The organism is Aedoeadaptatus nemausensis (assembly GCF_903819165.1).
GTDB classification, from domain to species: Bacteria; Bacillota; Clostridia; order Tissierellales; family Peptoniphilaceae; genus Aedoeadaptatus; species Aedoeadaptatus nemausensis.
In genome coordinates this window covers 179675-202119 of sequence record NZ_CAIJCS010000019.1, presented here as the reverse complement: position 1 = coordinate 202119, position 22445 = coordinate 179675, and the positions used below count along the sequence as shown (strand labels likewise).

At 47.5% G+C, this 22445-nt stretch carries 16 protein-coding genes and 1 riboswitch; of the genes, 14 read left to right on the top strand and 2 right to left on the bottom strand.

Annotated features, from left to right (window positions below; genetic code table 11):
- Window positions 1-298: 298 nt before the first annotated feature.
- Both PEPTYR26121_RS05600 and PEPTYR26121_RS05595 read right to left on the bottom strand, forming a co-directional pair.
- Window positions 299-745, bottom strand: a complete 447-nt coding sequence (locus tag PEPTYR26121_RS05600) for a hypothetical protein (protein ID WP_218956327.1) — start codon at window positions 743-745, stop codon at window positions 299-301.
- 398 nt (window positions 746-1143) lie between these two features.
- Window positions 1144-3552: a transglycosylase domain-containing protein gene (locus tag PEPTYR26121_RS05595; protein WP_180500100.1), complete on the bottom strand. Its 2409-nt coding sequence runs from the start codon at window positions 3550-3552 to the stop codon at window positions 1144-1146.
- A gap of 221 nt (window positions 3553-3773) precedes the next feature.
- On the opposite strand from PEPTYR26121_RS05595, the gene PEPTYR26121_RS05590 reads away from it, so the two are divergent.
- The 14 genes from PEPTYR26121_RS05590 (at window position 3774) to PEPTYR26121_RS05525 (ending at window position 22436) form a co-directional block, all read left to right on the top strand.
- A complete protein-coding gene (locus PEPTYR26121_RS05590) occupies window positions 3774-4691 on the top strand; it encodes a P1 family peptidase (RefSeq protein WP_180500098.1) in 918 nt (305 codons plus the stop codon).
- A gap of 34 nt (window positions 4692-4725) precedes the next feature.
- Window positions 4726-5475 carry an ECF transporter S component gene (locus PEPTYR26121_RS05585; protein ID WP_180500096.1) on the top strand — a complete coding sequence of 250 codons (750 nt, stop codon included), beginning with the start codon at window positions 4726-4728 and terminating at the stop codon, window positions 5473-5475.
- 21 nt (window positions 5476-5496) lie between these two features.
- Window positions 5497-6270: a type III pantothenate kinase gene (locus PEPTYR26121_RS05580; protein ID WP_180500094.1), complete on the top strand. Its 774-nt coding sequence runs from the start codon at window positions 5497-5499 to the stop codon at window positions 6268-6270.
- On the top strand, window positions 6270-7214 hold the full coding sequence (locus PEPTYR26121_RS05575; protein WP_180500092.1) for a tRNA dihydrouridine synthase: 945 nt from the start codon (window positions 6270-6272) through the stop codon (window positions 7212-7214). The genes PEPTYR26121_RS05580 and PEPTYR26121_RS05575 overlap by 1 nt, the downstream gene beginning before the upstream one ends.
- Before the next feature lie 108 nt (window positions 7215-7322).
- Window positions 7323-7808 carry a transcription elongation factor GreA gene (gene greA / locus PEPTYR26121_RS05570; RefSeq protein WP_180500090.1) on the top strand — a complete coding sequence of 162 codons (486 nt, stop codon included), beginning with the start codon at window positions 7323-7325 and terminating at the stop codon, window positions 7806-7808.
- 11 nt (window positions 7809-7819) lie between these two features.
- Window positions 7820-9331, top strand: a complete 1512-nt coding sequence (lysS, locus tag PEPTYR26121_RS05565; protein WP_180500088.1) for a lysine--tRNA ligase — start codon at window positions 7820-7822, stop codon at window positions 9329-9331.
- A gap of 54 nt (window positions 9332-9385) precedes the next feature.
- Window positions 9386-10177, top strand: coding sequence for a nitrilase-related carbon-nitrogen hydrolase (locus tag PEPTYR26121_RS05560; protein WP_180500086.1), 792 nt, complete (start codon window positions 9386-9388; stop codon window positions 10175-10177).
- A gap of 240 nt (window positions 10178-10417) precedes the next feature.
- Complete coding sequence (locus tag PEPTYR26121_RS05555; RefSeq protein WP_180500084.1) at window positions 10418-13918, top strand: S-layer homology domain-containing protein; 3501 nt, start codon at window positions 10418-10420, stop codon at window positions 13916-13918.
- 138 nt (window positions 13919-14056) lie between these two features.
- Window positions 14057-15397: a butyryl-CoA:acetate CoA-transferase gene (locus tag PEPTYR26121_RS05550; RefSeq protein ID WP_180500083.1), complete on the top strand. Its 1341-nt coding sequence runs from the start codon at window positions 14057-14059 to the stop codon at window positions 15395-15397.
- 49 nt (window positions 15398-15446) lie between these two features.
- Entirely contained in the window at window positions 15447-16760 is a 1314-nt protein-coding gene (locus PEPTYR26121_RS05545) for an acetyl-CoA hydrolase/transferase family protein (RefSeq protein ID WP_180500080.1), read from the top strand.
- A gap of 53 nt (window positions 16761-16813) precedes the next feature.
- A riboswitch (SAM riboswitch) is annotated at window positions 16814-16911 on the top strand.
- Window positions 16912-16960: 49 nt separating this feature from the next.
- Window positions 16961-18145, top strand: coding sequence for a methionine adenosyltransferase (gene metK, locus PEPTYR26121_RS05540; RefSeq protein WP_218956326.1), 1185 nt, complete (start codon window positions 16961-16963; stop codon window positions 18143-18145).
- A 7-nt stretch (window positions 18146-18152) separates the two neighbouring features.
- Window positions 18153-20330 carry an SF1B family DNA helicase RecD2 gene (recD2, locus tag PEPTYR26121_RS05535; RefSeq protein ID WP_180500076.1) on the top strand — a complete coding sequence of 726 codons (2178 nt, stop codon included), beginning with the start codon at window positions 18153-18155 and terminating at the stop codon, window positions 20328-20330.
- Window positions 20324-20950, top strand: coding sequence for a ComF family protein (locus PEPTYR26121_RS05530; RefSeq protein ID WP_180500074.1), 627 nt, complete (start codon window positions 20324-20326; stop codon window positions 20948-20950). Before recD2 ends, PEPTYR26121_RS05530 begins: the two co-directional genes overlap by 7 nt.
- A gap of 31 nt (window positions 20951-20981) precedes the next feature.
- Complete coding sequence (locus tag PEPTYR26121_RS05525) at window positions 20982-22436, top strand: MBOAT family O-acyltransferase (RefSeq protein WP_180500073.1); 1455 nt, start codon at window positions 20982-20984, stop codon at window positions 22434-22436.
- Window positions 22437-22445: the final 9 nt, after the last annotated feature.

Genomic DNA, 22445 nt, shown 5'->3' with positions numbered 1-22445 from the left:
ATTTACTAGAGCCCTACTGGGTCTTTGCAAGAAAACACAGCATAACCCTGTCGGTAATTGGTCATATATTCCAATTCAAGATTTTACTTCTAAATCCGACATCGATTGGACTGACTCTATTGCAAGTATCGATAAACAATCCTTCTCAAGATATAAACTTTCCGCAGAAGAAATAGCTTTTATTGATACACAAGTTCAACCTATGGAATAACAACAAACAGCCCCAAGCGAATCAACTGGTTTGGGACTGTTTCTCGTTTTTAAGATATAGCTTGCTACCCATTTTTGAGAAGCAAGTTTATTGGGATTTCCATGCTCCGTTGTCGGAAAGGTTCTGTAGGAGGATTTTCCTTGTGGTTTTGAACTCGTCACCGATAAAACCAAGCCTCAATAGAAAGCACCGGAAAGCGTACTTCTCATTATTCACAGGCTTTTCCTTTGCCAATATGCGTTTCTGTTCCCTGCTTATTTTACAAAGGGCAGAAATCAACTGTGTGTATGCTGTCACCTTATCAGGCTCAGGTATTGTGGCAAACCAAGGAAATAAAACCTTATCCTTGGTTACCTCAATCGGAAGGCTGGCGTTATCTAGAGCATTTTTGATAAGGCTACTCTTGGCCGTAAACAGGTTGTTAAAGATATCAGTGTTCACACAATCGCTAGGTAAGGTAATGGTAAGTTCTGTGCCTTCCGGCTGTTCTGCGTGGTAGCCCTTCTGAGCGAGTTTTTCAAGCACACGTTCCATATCAGCTGTGTTGGCTTCATCGTCATAGTCAAGGTTACCTTCACGGGTTACGGTGAAAATGCCCATCTCAAAAGCAAGGAAGGCACATAAAGGTATTTTGCCTTCGCCCCAGTAATTTCTTCAAGTGCCTTTACAAAAGACTTTCTGTCTTTGATGTTATATTTTATCATCATGGTTTATGTACCTCCTTAATTTTGGTATGTACATATATCACTCTAAAGCTACAGAATAGCAAGTTATTAAACCACATAATAGTGACAAAGAAAAACCGACTACGCAGGAGCATTTTTACTCTTGTGTAGTCGGTTGTTTTCGTTTCCATTTGAAGCCTTCGCTCAAAAATAATCGTTTTTCAGAAAATCCTTAAGTGAAATCCCCGAAGGAAACTCCTTTTTTGATTATTGAGATTTTTTAGAAGAATTGCCGCTGCCGCTTGAGGAACTTCCGGATCCTTGCCCGGTCTTACTCGAGCTGTTGCCGCTTGAATTCTTATTGTCCTTGTCTTGATCGTCTTCTTTCTTTTCGACCTTCTTCGGTTTCGGGGGAATATTTCTGTAGAGATTTTTAAGTCCCTTGGGAGAAGTACCCTCGGCGAAGATTTCCGTATAACCGGCGACGGGGATATACTTTTTATACAAGCCGTCTTCCGGCGCCGTAAAGTCTTTGTATTCCAAATCCTTGTGGACATCGCGCATAATGGAACGCCATAAATTGGCCGCCATACGGGAGTGGTCCCAAAGAGGCGTATTGTCGTCGTTGCCGATCCAAACGGATGCGGTGTAGTAGGGAGTATAGCCTACAAACCAGCTGTCCCGCTTGCTGTTGGTCGTACCGGTTTTACCGGCGATGGCCTGTCCGCTGAAATTAGCGTAGGTACCAGTACCTCTTTTAACGACGCTCTCGAGCATGGAGGTCATGATATAGGCGTTTTGCGGCGAGGTGATTTCCGTGGTTTCTCTTTCATTTTCAAAGATAACCTTGCCGGATTTGTCCGTAATCTTGTCGACGAAAGAAGGCTTAATAAACTCACCGCCATTGGGGAAGGTGCTGAAGGCGCCAGCCATTTCCAGAGGACTGATGCCCACGGTCATGCCGCCCAGGGTAAGGGATGCCAGGTTCACGTCGTTGTATTTTTGCGCGTCGATATTAACGTAGCGCTCGTCATCTTCCGGCGTGACGATGGTTGAAATCTGCATCTTTTTCAGATTGTCGATCATCATGCGGCTTGCCGCATTTTCGTCGCTTGCCAAACCTTTCCCTACGAGAACAGCTCCTACGTTCGAAGAGTTACGAATCAGATTGCGTACCGTGGCGTAGCCTTGGTAACCCGTGGAGTTTTTCGGCCACCCGCCCGGACGGGGAAGGTCGCGGTAAACATCTCCCGCCGTGCCTCCTTCATTTAAAAGGGCGAGGTAGGGTCCGATGGGCTTAATGGACGATCCCGGTTGTCTCGGGTTTTTCGCGCGGTTTAAAATATTATTTCCGCCGATACCCCGTCCGCCGACAATGGCCACTACTTGGCCCGTCTGGTGATTCATAACCGTAATACCTACTTGAGGCTGAATAATACCGTTTTTATCCGTGTGGCGACCGGGGAAGAACGTGTTTTGTGCCACTTTATCTTCCAGAATTTTTTGAACATTTAAATCCAAAGGCGTTTCGATGACGAGGCCGCCGTTATAGAGAATATTTTGAGCATCCTCTTCTTTATGGCCTTGGGCCCGTAAAATGGCGAGGACTTCGTCTTTTACGGCATCCACATAATAAGATGAAATGCCCTTTGTCGTGCGGACGCCAAGGTTTAAATCGATGGGTTCGTTAATGGCGTCTTTCATCGTGGATTCGTCGATCATGCCGAGAGAATTCATTTTGTGCAGAATCAGCTCTTGGCGTTTTTTACTGGTGGGATTGGGGATGGCCTTGCCCACAATAATGTCGCCGGATTTAATTTGGTTCTTTTCAAAGGGATCGATAAGATCCGCTTCGGCCAGTCTGTCGGCGAGTTCGCGGGTACCTTCGCCTACTTCCTCTTCCTCTCCCGTTTTTTCCGTAGCGGGAATCAGGGCGAGATCGATAGATTCCAGATCCTCGCCTTCCTCAATGGGCGCCACATTATAGGGGGTGTATTCCGAAGGGCGATTGGTAATGCCGACGATCATGGCGGATTCGGCCAGGGTAAGATCCTCTACATCCTTATTGAAGAACGATTTGGCCGCTGCCTCTACGCCGATGGTGCCTTTAGAAAAGGCGGCGGAGTTAAGATAGGCTTCGAGAATTTGCTTTTTCGACAAATTGCTCTCCAATTGGAAAGCATAGTAAATATCTTGGAACTTTCTCGCGTAACTTTTTACAGGCGAGGTGTATAAGTTCTTCGCCACCTGCATAGTAATGGTGGAGCCCCCTTGGCTGAAGTCCATATCCTGCAGGTTTCTGATGGTGGCGGAAATAAGGCGTCTGAAATCTACGCCACCGTGTTCATAGAAGCGTTGGTCTTCAATGGCGACGGCAGCCTCTTGTAAATGCTCGGGCATACGATCGATGGAGACCCATTGACTGTATTCGTTTTGAACGAGCCGTTCCACATTTTCGCCGTCTTTATCCCGCACCACCGATGTTTCGGCAATGGCGGCACGAACATTTTTCGGATCGATTTCCGGTGATTCGCTGATGGCGGTAATGGCATAGGAAAAGGCAATGCCTACCAAAGTAATGCCCGCAATAATAAATAATAACAAGATGATTTTAAAGGCAGAGCTCCAGCGCAGAGTATTATCTTCGCGCCTCGTCTGTCCACTTTTTCTAGGCATAGAAACCTCCTTTATAATGTCTTATTATACCAAAAGGTGCCTTGAAGAGTAGGGGGTTTCCAACAAAATCTGAAGCTTAGATAAAAAGATACTTTTCATTTTAAAAATGGCACGGTGATTATGGGAATTATCCCCTATCTCTGAGATAATAAAATGTGACGTAAAGAGTTTCCGGGAGTTTAGGAGAAATATGATATAATCTAAACGTTTGGAGGGATTCCATGTACAGTGGGTATATTACCGACGTTAAAGGCATCGCCGTGGGACACGCCGAAGATCTCGAAAAGGGAACGGGGGTCACGGTGATCTTACCGCCGAAAGGCAATACGGCAGGTGTCGACGTTCGAGGCGGCGCGCCGGGCACGCGGGAGTGTGTGCTCTTAAATCCGACCTACGCCGTGGACGAGGTTCACGCTTTCGTCTTAAGCGGCGGTTCCGCTTACGGACTGGAAGCGGCGAGCGGCGTCATGCGAGGTCTGAGAGAAGATAAAATCGGCTTCGATGTAGGCGTGGGCGTCGTGCCCATTGTGCCCTCGGCCGTGTTATTCGACCTCACCTATAAATCCGCCGACGCTTGGCCCGATAGGGCCATGGGGCTCGACGCATATAAAAGGGCAAGCGTGCACGAAAAGAGGCAGGGCATCGTCGGCGCGGGAACGGGCGCTACGGTGGCCAAGAGCATGGGTGTCGAATACGCCGTGAAATCCGGCGTGGGAAGCGCCTCGATTAAAGTAGGAGGCGTTACCTTTGCGGCCATGGTGGCTCTGAACGCCTTCGGAAACATTTACGATGTAGAAGGGGAGAAGTGGCTCGCCGAGCCCGTAGTAGACGGTAAAGCTTTCTCCGTGGAAGAAGCTCTCGCCGAAGGGCGGGTAGATTTTGAAAAAGGCAAACACCAAAACACCACCCTCGCTGTCGTGGCTACGGACGGAAGATTTTCGAAAACCGAACTTTGTAAACTGGCGTCCATAAGCCATAACGGATTGGCAAGATCCATCGTGCCCGTACACACATCCCTGGACGGGGACACGATTTTTACAGTAGCGACTAATGAAAAAGAATGCGATCCGCAGTTGGCGGAAGTATATATGCCGAAAGTGGTCGCGCGAGCGGTGGCAAACGCCCTATTAAGTAATTGACCGGCATCGGAACGAGCCGGATCGGAGGTATCAATTGAAGAAAAAATCTAATAAACTGTCGACCCGTCAGATCGTCGTCATCGGTATCCTCGGCGCCATTACCGTGGTACTCGGTATGACGCCCTTGGGCTTTGTGCCCATCGGGCCCTTAAATGCCACGACTATGCACATTCCTGTTCTCATCGCCGCCTTTATCGAAGGGCCCGTGGTCGGCGCTTTCGTCGGGCTTATATTCGGCTTAAGCTCTCTTTTTAATGCCATTACGCGGCCTACACCTATTTCATTCGTGTTTTATAATCCCCTGATATCCATCGCGCCCCGTATTTTGCTGGGACTCATCGCCTATGTTCTCTTCGCCGCCTTTAAGCGCATCGACGGCAAGCGGTTGAAAATCCTCGGCATGATCGCCTGGATCGCGGTTATCGGATTTTTAATAGTGGGCATTATAAAAAACGTAGGTGCGGAGAAAATGGGCGCGGGCTTTGCATTAAACATCGCCTTTCTTCTCCTCTCTCTCGGCCTCTTATATTTGCTTGCCCGCTCGGAAGCGAAGAGCTCGGCGGTGGTGCTGGCGTCCTTTCTCGCCACGGTGATCCACTCCGCCATGGTGATGACGGGCATTTATATTTTCTTTGCCGAGCGTTTTGTGGAAGCCATGGGCGCTTCTCAGGAGCTCGTCAATACGGTGATCTTCGGCACCATCGCTACGTCGGGCGTGCCGGAAGGCATTATCGCAACCATCGTCTCCACAGGTGTTGTGAGCGCGTGGTATGCTAAAAAATAAATCGAAAGAATCAGGTGAAATATGTTATTAGCAATCGATGTAGGAAATACAAATATTGTGTTCGGCGCCTTTAAAGGTAAGGAACTGATCCACGACTGGCGCATCTCCTCAGATCAAAAAAAGACCAGCGATGAATTCGGCATGCTGGTGACGGAGATGCTCGCCAATGTACAATTGAAGCCCGTGGACATTGAAGCGGTGATCATGTCTTCGGTCGTGCCGAACATTATGCATACCATGCAGAACATGATCGTCAAATACTTTCATCAATACCCGATGATCGTCGGCGCCGGCGTCAAGACAGGCATTAATATTCGCTACGACAATCCGAAAGAAGTAGGCGCCGATCGCATCGTCAATGCCATCGCCGCCGTGGAGCGTTACGGCGGACCCTGTATAATTATCGATCTCGGAACGGCTATTACCTTTTGCGTCGTGGACGAAAAGAAAAATTACTTAGGCGGACTGATTTTGCCGGGCATCAGCATTTCCGCCGAAGCCCTCGTGTCGAGAACGTCGAAACTTCCGAAGATCGAAATTATCAAGCCCGAAAAAGTCATCGGCAAGACTACAGTAAGCAGTATGCAAAACGGCCTCTACTACGGTTTCTCTACTATGATCGACGGCATCGTAAAACATATTTGCGAAGAGATTGAAAAAGATCCCTCCGATGTGCATATTATCGCTACGGGAGGATTCTCCAATCTCCTCGTTTCCGACAGCGAGTACAATATCATCATCGATCGGGACCTTACCATGGACGGCCTCCGCATCGTCTACGATATGAACAACTAATGGATTTTACAGTTGCATTGGCCCCGATGGCGGGCTACACCGACAGAAGTTTCCGCGTGATCTGCAGCCGTTTCGGCATGGATTACTCCACTACGGAAATGGTAAGCGTAAAGGCACTCTATTACGGGGATAAAAAAACTAAGCGCCTGATGATCGTTTCCCCCGAAGAAGCTCCCGTATCGCTACAGCTTTTCGGAGACGACGGCGATCAGTTCGCCTCCGTAATCGAATCTTTGGGAGACTCCCTAAAAATTTATAGAAGCATCGACATCAATATGGGGTGTCCGGCGCCGAAAATCGTCAAAACCGGCAGCGGAAGCGCCCTCTTAAAAGAACCGGAGAAGGCGCGGAAAATTATTCGCGCTTCCGTAAAGTCCTCACCCGTTCCCGTAAGCGTAAAAGTTCGAAAAGGCTTTTTAGAAGGAGACGAAGAGGGCATGGCCATAGCAAGAATCGCCGAAGAAGAAGGGGCGTCCTTTGTTACCGTTCACGGCAGAAGCAGAGAGGCTTACTATTCCGGCGAGGCGGACTGGGATTTTATCCGTCGCATGGCGAAAAGTCTTTCCATTCCCGTCATTGCCAACGGCGACATTACCACGGGGGAAGATGCCATGCACTTTAGGGAAGAGGGAATATTAGGCGTTGCCGTGGGAAGAGGCGCCATCGGCCATCCCTTTATCTTCCGGGAAATGGGAGAGGCCCTGAGAGGCGAAGCGATCACTCCCTTAAGAGAAGAAGAAATCGTCGACCTGGCGAAAGAGCATTTGAGAATGAGCATCGAAGAAAAAGGGGAACACTTAGGCGTTGTGGAAATGCGGAAACACTTCATCGGCTATTTAAAGGGATTTGAACACGCCAAGCGCCATCGAAGCGCCCTTTTACAACTGACCGACCCCGCAGAGATCGAAGCTTATCTCGACGAGCTCCTGAGCCCGCAGCCTTAGAATTGACATAGAATGGGATTTTTTATATAATAGGGCGAATGATTATGCGGACCCGATGCGGGTCCTTTCTTAATAAATAAGAAAAAACCAAATTTAGGGAGTGACATTATGCCGGAAAATAATAATGAAGTATTAATTACAGAAGAGGGTTTACAAAAAATCGAGGACGAGATCGAGCAGTTAAAAACCGTCCGTCGAAAAGAAGTGGCGGAGCAAATCAAAGTGGCCTTAGGCTACGGCGACTTATCGGAAAACTCCGAATACGACGAAGCGAAAAACGAACAGGCCCAAGTGGAAGAGCGCATCGCAAAACTCGAGTACATGGCGCGCAATGCGAAAGTCATTAAGGGCAACGAATTAAACGATCAAATAGTCAATGTCGGCTCTACAGTAGATGTAGAAGATTTAGATAGCGGCGACGAAGATACCTATAGCATCGTGGGGAGTGCCGAAGCCGATCCCTTGGAAGGCAAAATTTCCAACGAAAGCCCCATCGGCGCAGGTCTTATGGGCAAGGGAGTGGATGAAATCGCCGAAATCGACGTACCTCAAGGAAAAGTTCGACTGAAAGTTAAGAAGATTTCGATCCAATAAAAGTCAGGAGGATGACAATGGCAAAAGGCCAAAAGAGCAGTGAAGTAAGACAGAGAAAACTCGAAAAAGTTCAAGGCTTGATCGACGAAGGCAACAGCCCTTACCGCGCGGAAAAATACGATGTCGATACCTACACCAATGAAATCGTAGACAATTTCGACGAAATGGAAGGTAAGGAAGTTTCCGTCGCCGGCCGCATTATGAGCAAGCGTCGCCACGGAAAGATCGCCTTCTTAGATTTACAAGACACTTACGGACAAGTGCAAATCTTCGCCAAGAAAAACATTATGGAAGAAAACTACGAGGTTGTAAAAGGTACCGACGTAGGCGACTTCCTGGGCGTTAGAGGCAAGGTTATTCGCACGGAAGCCGGCGCTATTTCCGTAGAAGCTCAAGAAGTGGAACTTTTATCCAAGAGCATTCAAGTACTTCCGGAAAAATTCCACGGCTTGAAGGATATGGACCTGAGATATCGTCAACGCTACGTGGACCTTATCGTCGATCCCGACGTAAAGGATACCTTCTTTAAACGCAGTGCCATTATTAGATCCATTCGCGAATTTTTAGATAATAAGGGCTTCCTGGAAGTGGAAACCCCGATCCTCGGCAATGTGGCAGGGGGCGCCAACGCGAGACCGTTCTTAACCCATCACAATGCCCTGGATATCGATCTTCAAATGCGCATCGCCAACGAACTTTACCTGAAGCGCCTGATCGTCGGTGGCTTCGACAAAGTTTACGAAATGGGTAAAATGTTCAGAAACGAGGGGATGGATTCCCGCCATAATCCCGAGTTCACCAATATCGAGCTTTACCAAGCCTATGTGGACATGGACGAGATGATGGTCATCACGGAAAACATGTTTGCTTATGCCGCCGAAAAAGTATTGGGATCCCCCGTTATCGAATACCAAGGTACGGAAATCGACTTGACGCCGCCTTGGAAGCGGATCAGCATGGAAGATGCCGTAAAAGAATATGCGGGCATCGATTTTTCCGGTATCGAAACCGACGAAGAAGCCTTAGAGCTTGCGAAAGAAAAGGGTTTGGATGTACAACCCTTCTGGACTCGCGGACACGTAATCAGCGAAATGTTTGAAGAATTCTGCGAAGAAAAACTCGTGCAACCGACCTTCGTCACAGGCCACCCGGTAGAAGTGAGCCCCTTGGCGAAGAGAGATCCCGAAGATCCTCGCATTACCCGCCGCTTCGAAGCCTTTATCAATACTTGGGAATTTGCCAACGCCTTCAGCGAGTTGAACGACCCCATCGATCAACGAGAACGCTTTGAAGAGCAGGTTAAAGATCAGGAAAAAGGCGACGACGAAGCCCACCCCATGGATCACGACTTTATTAACGCCATCGAAGTAGGCTTGCCGCCCACAGGCGGTCTCGGCATCGGCGTGGATCGAATGATTATGCTCTTAACCGATCAATCGAGCATTCGCGACGTCCTGTTCTTCCCCACCATGAAACCCCTCGGCGAGGGAGAAGAAGAAAGCTGGGAAGACGACGAAGAATAAGAAAAAGACCCGAGCGGGTCTTTTTTATTACCTAAATAAAAAAGGGAGAGCATGATGAAAATAAGTTGCATACAATTAGACGCTCGCTTGGCCGCCCAGGGAGATCCCTATGGCTATGTAGAAAAAATGATCGAGGAAGCCGCAAAAGAAAATCCCGACACCATCCTCTTGCCGGAAAAGTGGAACGCCTTCGGTCATCCGGACACCCATCGAGCCCAAGCAGATAAAAACGGGGAAGAGGCGAAACGATTATTGAGCCGCCTGGCGAAAAAACATCAAGTGAACATCGTCGGCGGAAGCGTTATCGAAGAGCGAGAGGGAAAACTCTACAACACCTCTCGAGTCTTTAACCGCCGTGGAGAAGAGATCCACGTTTACGACAAGGTTCACCTCTATCAGGATCAGGAGAAAAATTATTACGCCGCCGGCGACTCTATCGGTCTCTTTATACTGGACGGCATTTCCTGCGGCGTGGCTATTTGCTACGATATGGACTTTCCCGAATGGATTCGCTGCTACGCCATACAAGGGGTGGATATTATGTTCGCTCCCTTCGCCTGGCCCAGCAAGTGGATGCACCACTTGGAGATGGTACAAAAGGCAAGGGCCCTGGAAAATCAATGCTTCGTCGCGAGCGCCGGCCTCTGTAAGTCCGACGACGAGGGGAATTACAGAAGCGGCGGCACCTCCATCGTGGGACCTTACGGCGATTTTATACTGAAGGCGGAGAGCGAGCCCGGGGTGTTTACGGGAAAAGTGGAAAAAGAAACATTGAATGAGGCCCGGAAGTGGCAACACTTTTTAAAAGATAGAAGAAAAGATTTATATCGTGAATACGGATTTTAAAAGGACGCATAGAGCGTCCTTTTATTATTTTCAACTTCAGTAAAAATACATCAGCACGACGAAGGGATGAAAGAAAAATATTAAACAAAGAAAAGCTTATATATAAAACCATAATAAACGACAGAAAAGACTGTGGTATAGAAAATTCCAATAGAAATTTGCAAATTCCTATTGGTGTTATTTATATTTCATCAATTAAAATATCAAAGGTAAAACAAAAAAGATATTTTAGGAGGAGAGATGAAGAAATTATTAGCAATGTTATTGGCATTTACTATGCTATTTGCCAATGTACCCTACGCATTTGCCCAAGGCGATAACAACGCTTGGCAAATGGAGATCCCCAATATACTGGACATTGACGAAGAGTATATTAAGAACAATAGCGACACGCTTTTTTCCGGAGATAATGTAATTGAAGATCCCGTGCTTCAAGAAGCGATCAACGCGTCCTATAAGCGTGAAGCCAATCTACCGGTGACGAAGGAGATGCTGAAACACGTCGTCACTTTAAGTCCGGAAAAATGTTTGCCGCACAATCCCGGAGAAGATTTTCATAAATGTAAATCAATCAAGGGAATGGAGTATGCGGAAAATCTCCAATATGTTTCATTGCCCTATCAGCCGATAGAAGATCTTTCACCATTAGCAAATTTAACAAAGATTCGCTACATCAATATTACCGGCAACGAAAAAGTACAAGATTTCAGTTTTTTAGATAAACTGGTCAATGTGGAAGAACTCCATATTCGCATGGTGAAAGTAAAGAATATCGACGCACTTAAAAATTATAAGAAGCTTTACTTTTTAGATGCCGATTCCTGCGAGATTTCAGATTTTTCACCTTTGAGCGATCTGACCGATCTTAAGTATTTAAACTTAGATAAAAATAATTTTAAGCCCGATAGCGCTAAATATTTTAGCAAGTTAGTGAATCTGGAAGTGCTCAATATCAATAATAAAGCGGCTAATTATATGAATGGGTTTGTTCCCGAGAAGATCACCTCGATTGAACCGCTGAAGAACCTGACGAAGTTAAAAGAATTTCACGCGACAGGACATGATATTTCGGATATTTCGATTCTAAAAAACATGAAGGATTTAGGAACGGTTTTTCTGAACAATAACGCAATTGAAGATTTTTCACCTGTTGACCACGTAAATAATGTTAATGGAAAAAATGATCAAGTTATCAAAACTGAATCTGATAAATTTGTTCCGCAACTTCAAACGATTGAGCTTGAGGTTGGAACGGAGCTAACAGCAGATTTATTAAAGCCTGCGATTAAAAATTTGCCAAGTGACGCAACGGTTGAAATTCAAAATGGATTGAAAAATGCCGATATGTCCAAGGAAGGGACCACGCAACAGCAGGTAAAGATTACTTTTTCCGACAGTTCTAAAAAATTCGTAGTGATTAATATCAAAGTTGTCCCAAAAGAAGAAGCAAAAGAACCGTTACAAATTATGGTCGTCAAAGGTGAGGAGCCTATTCTACCGACATTCGAAATAGAGTTATTAGATGGAGACCGAGTTGTTGATACAGTTTCATTTGAAAGCGGCGTAGGTTCACTCAACGATTATGAAGTCGGGAAGACCTATAAGCTACGCATCAAGGGAAGTGACGAATACGAACTCGTTACTCCGATCGCAAAAGTTGTGGAAGTCGGAGGAAACCCAGGCGTTCATTTCTTACAAAAAGAGGATGAAGAATTAACGGGCGATAATATTTTTATCAAAGTAAAAGATAAAGTGACTGAGCCGGAAGCACCTCAAAATCCTTTGCTATTTATGGTTTCAAAAGAGAATGATATTTTAAATTCTCCGGTTGATATCGAAGTCTTAGATGGCGATAAAGTACTTGATACTATTACGCTTGAAAACTCTATGGGTCTTCTTAGAAAATATGAAGTAGGAAAGACCTATACCCTTCGCATTAAAAACAATGAGAACTTGGAACTCGTAACACCTTTTGCAAAAATTGTAGAAGACAAAGGGAACGTAGGTGTTCACTTTTTAAAAACTAAAGACGAAGCCGTTTCAGCTGATAATGGTATGGCTTTAAAATTAAAAGACCGCACCCATACGACGCCGTCGGAACCGGAAACATCTAAAGCTCTTTCGGAACTTAAAATTAAAGTGCTCTACAAGGGCCAGCCGAAAGAAGGCATTAAAATTAGATTGAATAAATGGGATAGCTATGGCATTCCTTCTATTGTTGATCAACCGAAAACTGACAGCAACGGTATGATTACGTTGAAGAATTTAGATAAGAATGCGAAATATGAGGTTATCTTCGGATCGAAAGAATATCGCTTCAACCCGGATCAGTTTGATATTCTGACCGATGAAGATGGAAAGATTAGGTCTGTAGGTTCTCATAAAGCTTCCGATTATGTGGACGGTATGATTGTGACGGCGGAAGATAAGCGTTCGCAAGGGGAAAAGGCTATATCCGTCAATTTCAAGACCATCGACAAAAAGACCGGGAAACCGGCAAAGGGCGTAGAAATTACCGCCAATCAGATTAACCCCAATTTAAGCTCTTATCGCAACGTTACATCCGATGTTAATGGCGATGTTCATTTCGAATTAGAGGGCGTTGAGGATGGCAGAATCTACGCTATGACCGTTTCGAAGAACGGGCAATTTGAATGGGAATTTGAACCAGAGCTCATTCATGTCAGAGTCTTCGAGGATCGATACGAGATTTTAAGCACCAAAGACAATACCGAACGGAAAAATATTTTTGAAGTCAGCTATAATGACAAGCGTCACTTGAGAGATGATTTAAGAAAGCTCATGGCTGAAGCTGAAGAGCTTATTAATAGCGGAAAATATAAACCTGAATCCACGACAGATTTAAAAACGGCCATTGCCGGCGGAAAGGACGAGCTGAAAAAAGCTGAAACCATTCCTTATTATGTGGAAGGTCACATCGACAATATTAAAAAAGCCATTTCCAAGTTAGTTTTAAAAGAAGAAACCAAACCGGAAACGAAGCCCGAAACTAAACCCGAAACAAAACCCGAAACGAAACCGGAAGTGAAGCCTTCCGCTCCCGAGTCGAAAGGTTATATCACCTTAACGCCTATGAATAAAGCTGAAGCTCCTAAAGCGAAAGCTTCGGAAACAAAACCCGAGGCAAAGGTACGCAACAGCATTTACGTACCCAAGGCGGATTTCCCCGTGAACCTTACGGATATCCCCGCAGGTGTCGAAGGCGACGCAATGCGCAATATGGTAAGCCGCGGTGTGTTAAAGGGCATGGGCAACGGCAAGTTCGAACCCAACACCACCATTACGAGAGCCATGGTAACCCAAGTCTTCAGAACTGTTTCTAAGGACAAGACCCTCGGTTCTCCCGTAAACTTTATGGACGTAAGCTCCAAGAACTGGTTTGCCGATCCCGTTCAATGGGCGAGCAACAACGGCTTGGTAGCAGGTTACCCCGACGGAAGCTTTAAGCCCAATCAAAAACTCACTTATGAAGAATTTGCATCTCTTCTCGATCGTCTTTTAACGGAATACGGAATTCAATTTGAGAAAGTGAAATCTGTCAATCCGGAAGACTTATCCAATGTCGGCGGTTGGAGTCGTGATTCTGTGATCCGCATGGCGGAACTGGGTCTGATCTCTGCAAACGACAATGGAAAAATTGACGGAAAGAAAGAATTCTCCAGAGCGGAACTGGCCAACACATTAGATCAATTGGTGCGTCTGGCCGATCAAAATCGCTAACAATTTTAAAAACGTCTCGACAAAAATGTCGGGGCGTTTTTTTATTGTAATGTAACAGATTAAATTGAAAACTTATACAGTATCGTGTATATTATTTTTATAGGACTATCTCGCTACATGGCATTCATGGAGGAAATTATGGATTATTCAAAACGATATAAAGAGAAATTAGTGTCGGCCAAGGAAGCTGCCGCCGTCGTTAAATCCGGCGATCGCGTGGAAATGGGCTGGGCCGCCGGCATCAGCAAGGCAGTGGATAAAGAGCTTGCCAAGCGTGTCGATGAATTGGACGATGTTTTATTCTACGGCGGTCTTACATTCGAGACGCCCGAGGTTATGAAGGCGGATCCGGAAGGAAAGCACTTTACCTGGAATACATGGCACGCAGGGGGACCGGAACGTAGAGCGATTAACGCGGGCCCGGGGGCTTTTTATATTCCCCTTCGCTATTCGGAACTCCCCAAATATTATCGCGACGAAGTGGACATCGACGTGGCCGTCGTGATGACGACCCCCATGGATAAGCATGGCTATTTCAACTTCGGCTTAAATACATCCCATCAAATGGCGATTCTGGAAAAGGCGAAGACGGTCATCGTAGAAGTAAACGAAGCTTTCCCCTATTGCTACGGCAGAAGTGAATCGGAAATTCACATCGATAATGTGGATTACATCGTAGAAGCGGGCTCCATGCCCTTATTCGAAATTCCCGTCGCAGGTTTCGGCGATGTGGACCGCGCCGTCGCCGAATTTATCGTCGATGAGATCCCCAACGGCGCTACCCTCCAATTAGGTATCGGCGGCATGCCCAATGCCGTAGGTGCCTTAATTGCTGACAGTGATTTAAAGGATTTAGGTATTCACTCGGAAATGTATGTGGATGCCTTCGTGGAAATGTCCAAAAAGGGCAAGGTCAACGGTTCTAAAAAGACCATCGACAAGTATCGCCAAGTCTACGCCTTTGCGGCGGGAAGTAAAGAGCTTTACGAATTTGTCGACGAAAACCCGGAATGTATGGCAGCGCCTGTAAATTACACCAATGGCGCCGAAGTCGTAAAGGAAATCGATAATTTTATTTCCATTAATAATGCATTGAACGTGGACCTTTGGGGACAAGTTTCCTCCGAATCTACGGGCTTAAAACACATCTCCGGTGCAGGCGGCCAACTGGACTTCGCTCTCGGGGCATACCTCGCCAAGGGCGGCAAGAGCATTATCTGCTTGAGCTCCACCTTCAAGAACAAACAAGGTGAAGTGGAATCCAGAATTTTACCGAACTTCAAAACCGGTTCCGCCATTACGGTGGCCCGGCCCAATACTCATTATATTTGTACGGAATACGGCATCTTCAACTGCAAGGGCAAATCTACCTGGGAAAGAACGGAAGGTATTATTAACTTAGCTCACCCGGATTTCCGAGACGAATTGATTCGTGAGGCTGAAGAAATGAATATTTGGCGTAAGAGCAATAAACGATAAAAAGGAGCCGACAATCGTCGGCTTTTTTTATTAGAGTGAGGAATGTTTGATGAATTTAGAAAAAGAATATAGAAAAAAGTGTATAACGGCGGAGGAAGGGGCGGCTCTCGTAAAGGACGGGGATATTTTGGAGCTGGGCTTCGCCGCTATTTTCCCCGTGGAATTTGACGAAGCCCTGGCGGCGAGAAAAAATGATTTTCGCCATGTGGTGATTCGAAACGGCATTTTGTCCCATCCGTCGAAGCTTTTAGAGGCGGGAGAGCCTTTTGAGTGGCAAAGCTGGCACGCCACCCCCGATGTGCGCCGGGCCATCGAAAGGGGAACGGCGAATCATATTCCCATTCGCTACAGTGAAATGCCCCGTTATATTCGGGAAAATGTAAGGACGGATATCCTCGTCCTTCCCGTAAGCGAAATGGACAGTCACGGTTATTTTAATTTCGGTTTGGATTCCAGCCATTTTTTAGATCAGGCCCGCGTAGCGAAAACCGTAGTGGTGGAAGTGAATCCTCATCAGCCGAGGATCGTAGGCAGGAGCGAAAGCGAGATCCATTTGCGGGATGTAGATTTTATTATTGAAACGGAGGGATATCCCATGGCTTCCCTCGCTGCGAGAAATTATACAACGGTAGACGAGAAGATCGCCGATTTTGTCGTGGAGCGGATAGAAGACGGATCCACCCTCCAGCTGGGAATCGGTGCTCTTCCCGGCGCCGTGGGCGCTGCCATTGCCTCCAGCAGCTTGAAGAATTTAGGCGTGCACACGGAAATGTATGTTGACAGTTTTATGGATATGACCCTGGCGGGAAAGATTACGGGAGCCATGAAGACGCGGGACAAGGGCAGGCAGGTCTTCGCTTTTTTAGCGGGGAGTGAAAAGCTCTATGACTTTGCCGACGAAAACCCGGAGCTTATGTCGGCGCCCGTAGATTATGTGAACGACGCTGGCGTCATCGGCGATCAATACCGCATGGTGAGCATTAACACGGCCCTCCATGTGAATCTGCGGGGAGAGGTAAGTTCTGAGACCGTAGGGCTTCGCCATATTTCAGGGGCAGGCGGGCAATTGGACTTCGCCTTGGGATCTTATCTCGCGCCGGAGGGGAAGGGCTTTATCTGCCTCCATTCCTCCCGGGTGGATAAAGACGGGAAGCGCAGCTCCAATATTGTGCCGGATTTTTCCAGGGGTACTATTACGACCATGCCCGCGCCCATGACTCATTACGTCGTCACGGAATATGGCGTCGCCAATTTAAAGGGCAAGTCCACTTACGAGCGGGCGAAAGCATTAATCGCCATCGCTCATCCGGAATGTAGGGAGGATTTAATTTTGGAGGCGAAGGCCAAGGGCGTGTGGATTTAGAATGGTGGTTGCTATTCATTTTCTATAAGGTTATAATATTAGATACTAATTATTTCTTATCAAGAGTGGTGGAGTGACTAGGCACAATGAAACCCGGCAACCTTTTAAAGGTGCTAAATCCTACAGGCGCGTCAGGTCTGAAAGATAAGAAGAAAACCTGCCGCGTGCAGGTTTTTTTTATGAGTAAAGAGGAGGAAAAAATGGACAGATGGTTATTCTCATCGGAATCGGTAACCGAAGGGCATCCCGATAAGGTATGCGACCAAATTTCCGACGGTATTTTAGATGCAATTTTAGAAAAAGATCCCAATGCCCGCGTGGCATGCGAATCTTTAGTTTCCACGGGTATGGTCGTCATTACCGGCGAAATCAGCACCGATGCCTATGTGGATTTCACAAATGTCGTACGCACAACCTTGAGAGACATCGGCTACACCCAAGGGGTACAAACGGGATTTGAAGCGGACTCCGTCGCCGTTATCAGCGCTATTAAAGAACAAAGCGGCGACATCGCCATGGGCGTGGACCGCTTTAAGGAAGCGAACACGGAAGAGATGGATGCTTTCGGCGCCGGCGACCAAGGGATTATGTTCGGCTACGCCTGTCGTGAAACGGAAGAGCTTATGCCCCTTCCCATCAGTCTCGCCCACCAAATGGCGAAGAAACTTTCCGATGTGCGTAAAGAAGGCACGCTGAAATACCTTCGTCCCGACGGCAAGACACAGGTGACCGTGGAATACCAAGACGGTAAACCCGCCCGCCTCGAAAATGTGGTTGTCAGCACCCAACACGACGAAGATGTGGATCTCGAAACCATTCGCCGCGACATGAAAAAATACGTCATCGAAGCGGTTGTCGACGAAAAATGGATCGATGAAGATACGAAGATTTACGTGAACCCCACCGGGCGTTTCGTAACCGGCGGCCCCGTCGCCGATGCGGGCCTTACGGGCAGAAAGATTATCGTCGACACTTACGGCGGATACGCTCGCCACGGCGGCGGCTGCTTCAGCGGCAAGGATCCGACAAAGGTAGACCGCTCCGCAGCTTATGCCGCCCGTTATGTAGCTAAAAACTTAGTGGCGGCAGGTGTTTGCGATCAATGTGAAATCGGCTTGAGCTACGCCATCGGCATCGCCCGTCCCCTTTCCGTTTACGTGGAAAGCTACGGCACCTCGGATTTAACGGACAACGAAATCGAAGACCTGGTACACGAAGTATTCGACCTTCGTCCGGCGGCTATTATTAAGGATTTGGATTTGCTTCGTCCCATTTACAAAGACGTGGCGGCATACGGCCACTTCGGTCGCGAATCCTTAAATGTTCCCTGGGAACGCACGGATAAGGTAGACGCGATTAAAAAGGCATTGGAAAACAGAAAGTAGGCATTCTTTGGTAATTGAAGGCGTATTGGATCACATTATTTTCAGAAATGAAGACAATGGCTACACGGTCGCTCAGTTTATAACCGACGACAGCGATATCGTCGTAGTGGGATCCCATATTGCCTTGCATGAACAAGAACATTTACGTTTGGAAGGGGAACTGATCTACCACCCGAAATATGGGGAACAGTTCCAGTTTCAGACGGTGACAAAAATAAGGCCACGGGGAAAGGCGGCGATTATCGGCTACCTTTCCAGTGGCCTTATTCCACATGTGGGAAAAGTGACGGCGAAGCGTATTGTGGAAACGTTCGGCGACGAGACCCTCGACATTATCGAAGAGCAACCGGAGCGTCTTAAAGAAGTAGAGGGCATCGGCAAGAAAAGGCTCGTCATTATGCTGGAGTCTCTCGAAAAGCAAAAGGATATGCGAAACTTTTTGCTCGATGCGGCCAATTTCGATCTTACCAGTAAAGAGGCTCTGGCCATTTACAAGGTTTTCGGCGACGACGCCATGGATATTGTGGAGAAGGATCCCTACCGATTGGTAGGGCAAGTGCGGGGCATGGGCTTTTTAAAGGCCGATGCCATTGCCGAAAAAGTAGGCGTCGCTCGCGACGACGGCATGCGCGTAGTGGCGGGAATGAAGCATATATTATCTCGCGCCGTAGCGGACGGCCACACCTATTTGCCTAAAGAGGAATTGATTGTAAACTCCGCTAAATTGCTGAACCTATCCGAAGAATTTTTGGAAGATTATTTTACTCGCCTCGCCATCGATCCGGATATTTACATCGCCGATCGACAAGGGGTCAAGGTATATTTTCTAAATTATTACCGCGCGGAAACCTTCGTCGCCGAAGCGCTGAAAAAGCGGGGGAAGGTGGATCTCGCCGAGCATATGGCGGAGGATATGTTGTCGGCGGTGTCCGAAAATTTATCTATGGAACTTGCCGAGAAGCAAAGAGAAGCTTTGGAGCGAGCGGTGGATTCCAATCTTCTCGTCATTACCGGCGGGCCGGGAACGGGAAAGACGACGACTCTGCGCGCCATTGTAGAGGCTATGGACAGGCTCAATCTCCATATTGCCTTGGCGGCGCCTACGGGCAGGGCAGCGAAGCGTATGGAGGAAGCCACGGGGAGATCGGCATCGACCATTCACAGGCTGTTGAAATATGATTTTATCGACGAGGAGGGCACGGATTCTCAGGTATCAGGCGATAAAATCGAGGCCGATGTGGTCATCGTCGACGAGGCCAGCATGATCGATCTCTTGCTTATGCGGGATCTTCTAGATTCTTTGAGGGACGGCACCCGGCTGATTCTCGTAGGCGACGGCGATCAGCTGCCGCCGGTGGGGGCGGGAAATGTGCTTAGGGACATTCTTTCTTCGGGAACAATCGAAACCGTACGATTGGACGAAATCTTTCGCCAGGCGGAGTCCAGCTTGATCGTTAAAAACGCCCACCGAATCAATCACGGACAGGCGCCGGTAGTCAATGAACATGGCGGGGATTTCTTCTTTATTGAACAACCGGACCCCGCCAAAGCCGTGGAGTTAATCTGCTCACTTGTAAAAGATCGATTGCCCGGATTTTACGGCATCGATCCCTTCGACGATATTCAGGTCTTGGCGCCCATGAAAAAAGGGGTTTGCGGCATCGAAAATTTAAATCTCGCCTTGCAAAAAATACTAAACGACGGAAAGAAAGGCTTGGATTACAGAGGATTTTCTTATCGCGTCGGCGACAAGGTGATGCAGATCAAAAACAATTACCAAATGGAGTGGAAATCCCACTCCTCGGTATTCGACAACGAAGGTACCGGGGTCTTTAACGGGGACCTGGGCAGGGTCACGATGATTGAAGACGAGTTTTTAAAGGTAATCTACGACGACAAGGTCTGTCTCTATAGCGGGGAAAATCTTTCCGAACTTCAGCCCGCCTATGCCACCACCATTCATAAATCACAAGGTTCCGAGTTTCCCGTGGTGATTATCCCCGTGCTGCCCGGGCCGCCTATGCTTTATACTCGCAATCTCCTCTACACCGGGGTGACGCGGGCGAAAAAGGCCGTGGTTCTCGTGGGAAGCCGCCATGTTATGGCCAATATGATTCAGAATAATCGCATCGAGTGGCGCTATTCCGATTTAGATTATTTGCTCAAGGAGAAATCGATGTGGTAAAGGGTTTATTTTACGGCGGCGGCTGCGTGCTCTGTATGGAGCGGGAGGCCGGCCTCTTCGGATTATGCGACAAGTGTTCAGATGCCCTTCCTTTTTTGGAAGAAAGGCTCTTGACAGAAAAGCGGCTTCCCGTATACGCTCTTTTTAGAGAAAATTCCCTGACGGCGAAAATGATTCAGGGATTAAAATATCGTGAAGAGCGCTATTGGGGGGATGTTTTCGGAAAGCTGGGGGCGGAGTTTTTAATTCACGAAAAGCTCCATAGAGTGGATTTTATTTGCGCCGTGCCTACATCGCCTAAGAAACGGCGACTTAGAGGCTATAATCCGCCGGAGCTCGTGGCGCAAAAAATCGCCTCGGAGTTGAATTTAACGTATTACGAAGGTTTGCATCTCCAAAAAAAGATGAAGGACCAAATCGGCCTTACAGCAAAGGAGCGGAGAGAGAATGTCCGCGACGGATTCGCCGCAGATCCCGTAAGGGGGAGAGTGCTGTTAATTGACGACACCTACACCACCGGCGCCACCTTGGCATCGTGCTGTGAGGCTCTTCTCGCCGCCGGTGCTGACGAAATTATAGGCTTTGTATGTATGAAGGCTGCGGAAGTAGCTCGAGAATAGTCGCCTGAAGGCGAAGACCGTGGGAGGTTTTATGCTCTTTAATTCCATACAGTATTTAATCTTTTTTCCTCTCGTGGTGCTTTTATATTTTCTGCTTCCGCGAAAAATAAAAAAACCCTTCCTACTGGGGGCGAGCTTCTTCTTCTATTCCTGTTGGAATGTGAAGTACACGCTCCTTATGATTCTCTCCATCTTGCTGACCTATTTAACCGGCCGCATGGTGGACGGGACGGAAAGTGAAAAGAAGCGAAAACTCTACGTATTTTTCTGCTTCGCCGCCAATCTCGGGATATTATTTATCTTTAAGTACTTTAACTTTGCAGTGGAGACCGTCAACCATGTGGGAAGCATATGGGGCGCTTCCCCTATTAATTTAGGAGTCGATGTCCTCCTTCCCGTGGGGATTTCTTTCTACACCTTTCAGGCTTTGGGCTACACCATCGACGTATACCGCGGAGACTTAAAGGCGGAGAAAAACCTGCTTCATTACGCTCTCTTCGTCTCCTTTTTTCCCCAGCTGGTGGCGGGGCCTATTGAGCGTTCCACGCATTTACTGCCTCAGTTAAAAAAAGACCACAGATTTACTTATGAAAACCTGGTACTAGGTTTTATCGATTTGACATGGGGCTTTTTCTTAAAACTCGTTATCGCCGACAGAGTGGCCATTTTCGTCAACGAAGTATTTCCCCATTACGGGCGTTTTTCCTCCGGCAGTTTGCTCCTCGCCGCCTGTTTTTTTACCGTGCAGATCTATTGCGATTTCTATTCCTATTCTCTTATGGCCAAGGGATCGGCGAAAGTATTGGGAATCGATCTAATGGATAACTTTAAAGAGCCCCTATTTTCGAAATCAATCGTGGAATTTTGGCGCCGCTGGCACATCTCCCTTTCCGGATGGTTTCGGGATTATCTCTACATTCCCCTCGGGGGAAATCGCAAGGGGACGGTTCGTCATCTCGCTAATATTCTCCTGGTCTTCGCCGTCTCCGGTCTTTGGCACGGGGCGGCCGCGACCTTTGTCCTATGGGGTATGATTCACGGATTTTTTAACGTCCTGGAGGTGGCGATTAAAAAAGCGAGAGGGAAGCGGGAAAGTACGAATCTTTTCGCAAGCGGAATCAAGCGGCTCTATACATTCGCCGTCGTGGTCTTCGCCTTTGTATTCTTCAGAGCCGACACCGCTTCCCAGGGCTTGGGCCTTATAGGTAGAATGTTGACGGGCCCTTGGGGAGGCGGAAAGTTTTTAGACGAAATCTCAAAAAGTCAAATGGGGTTGAAAGGGCTCTACGCCGCCTTGGGAGGCCTTGCCCTTCTGTTTATCGTCGACGCCGTAAAATACAATGGAGTGGATCTGCGGAAAAAATTTGCAGAGGCTCCCTGGCCTCTGCGCATGATCCTGCTCCTCGTGCTACTCTTTTGTATTTTTGTCTTCGGCGTTTACGGGCCGGGTTATTCGGAATCGCAATTTATTTATTTTCAATTTTAGGAGATGTCC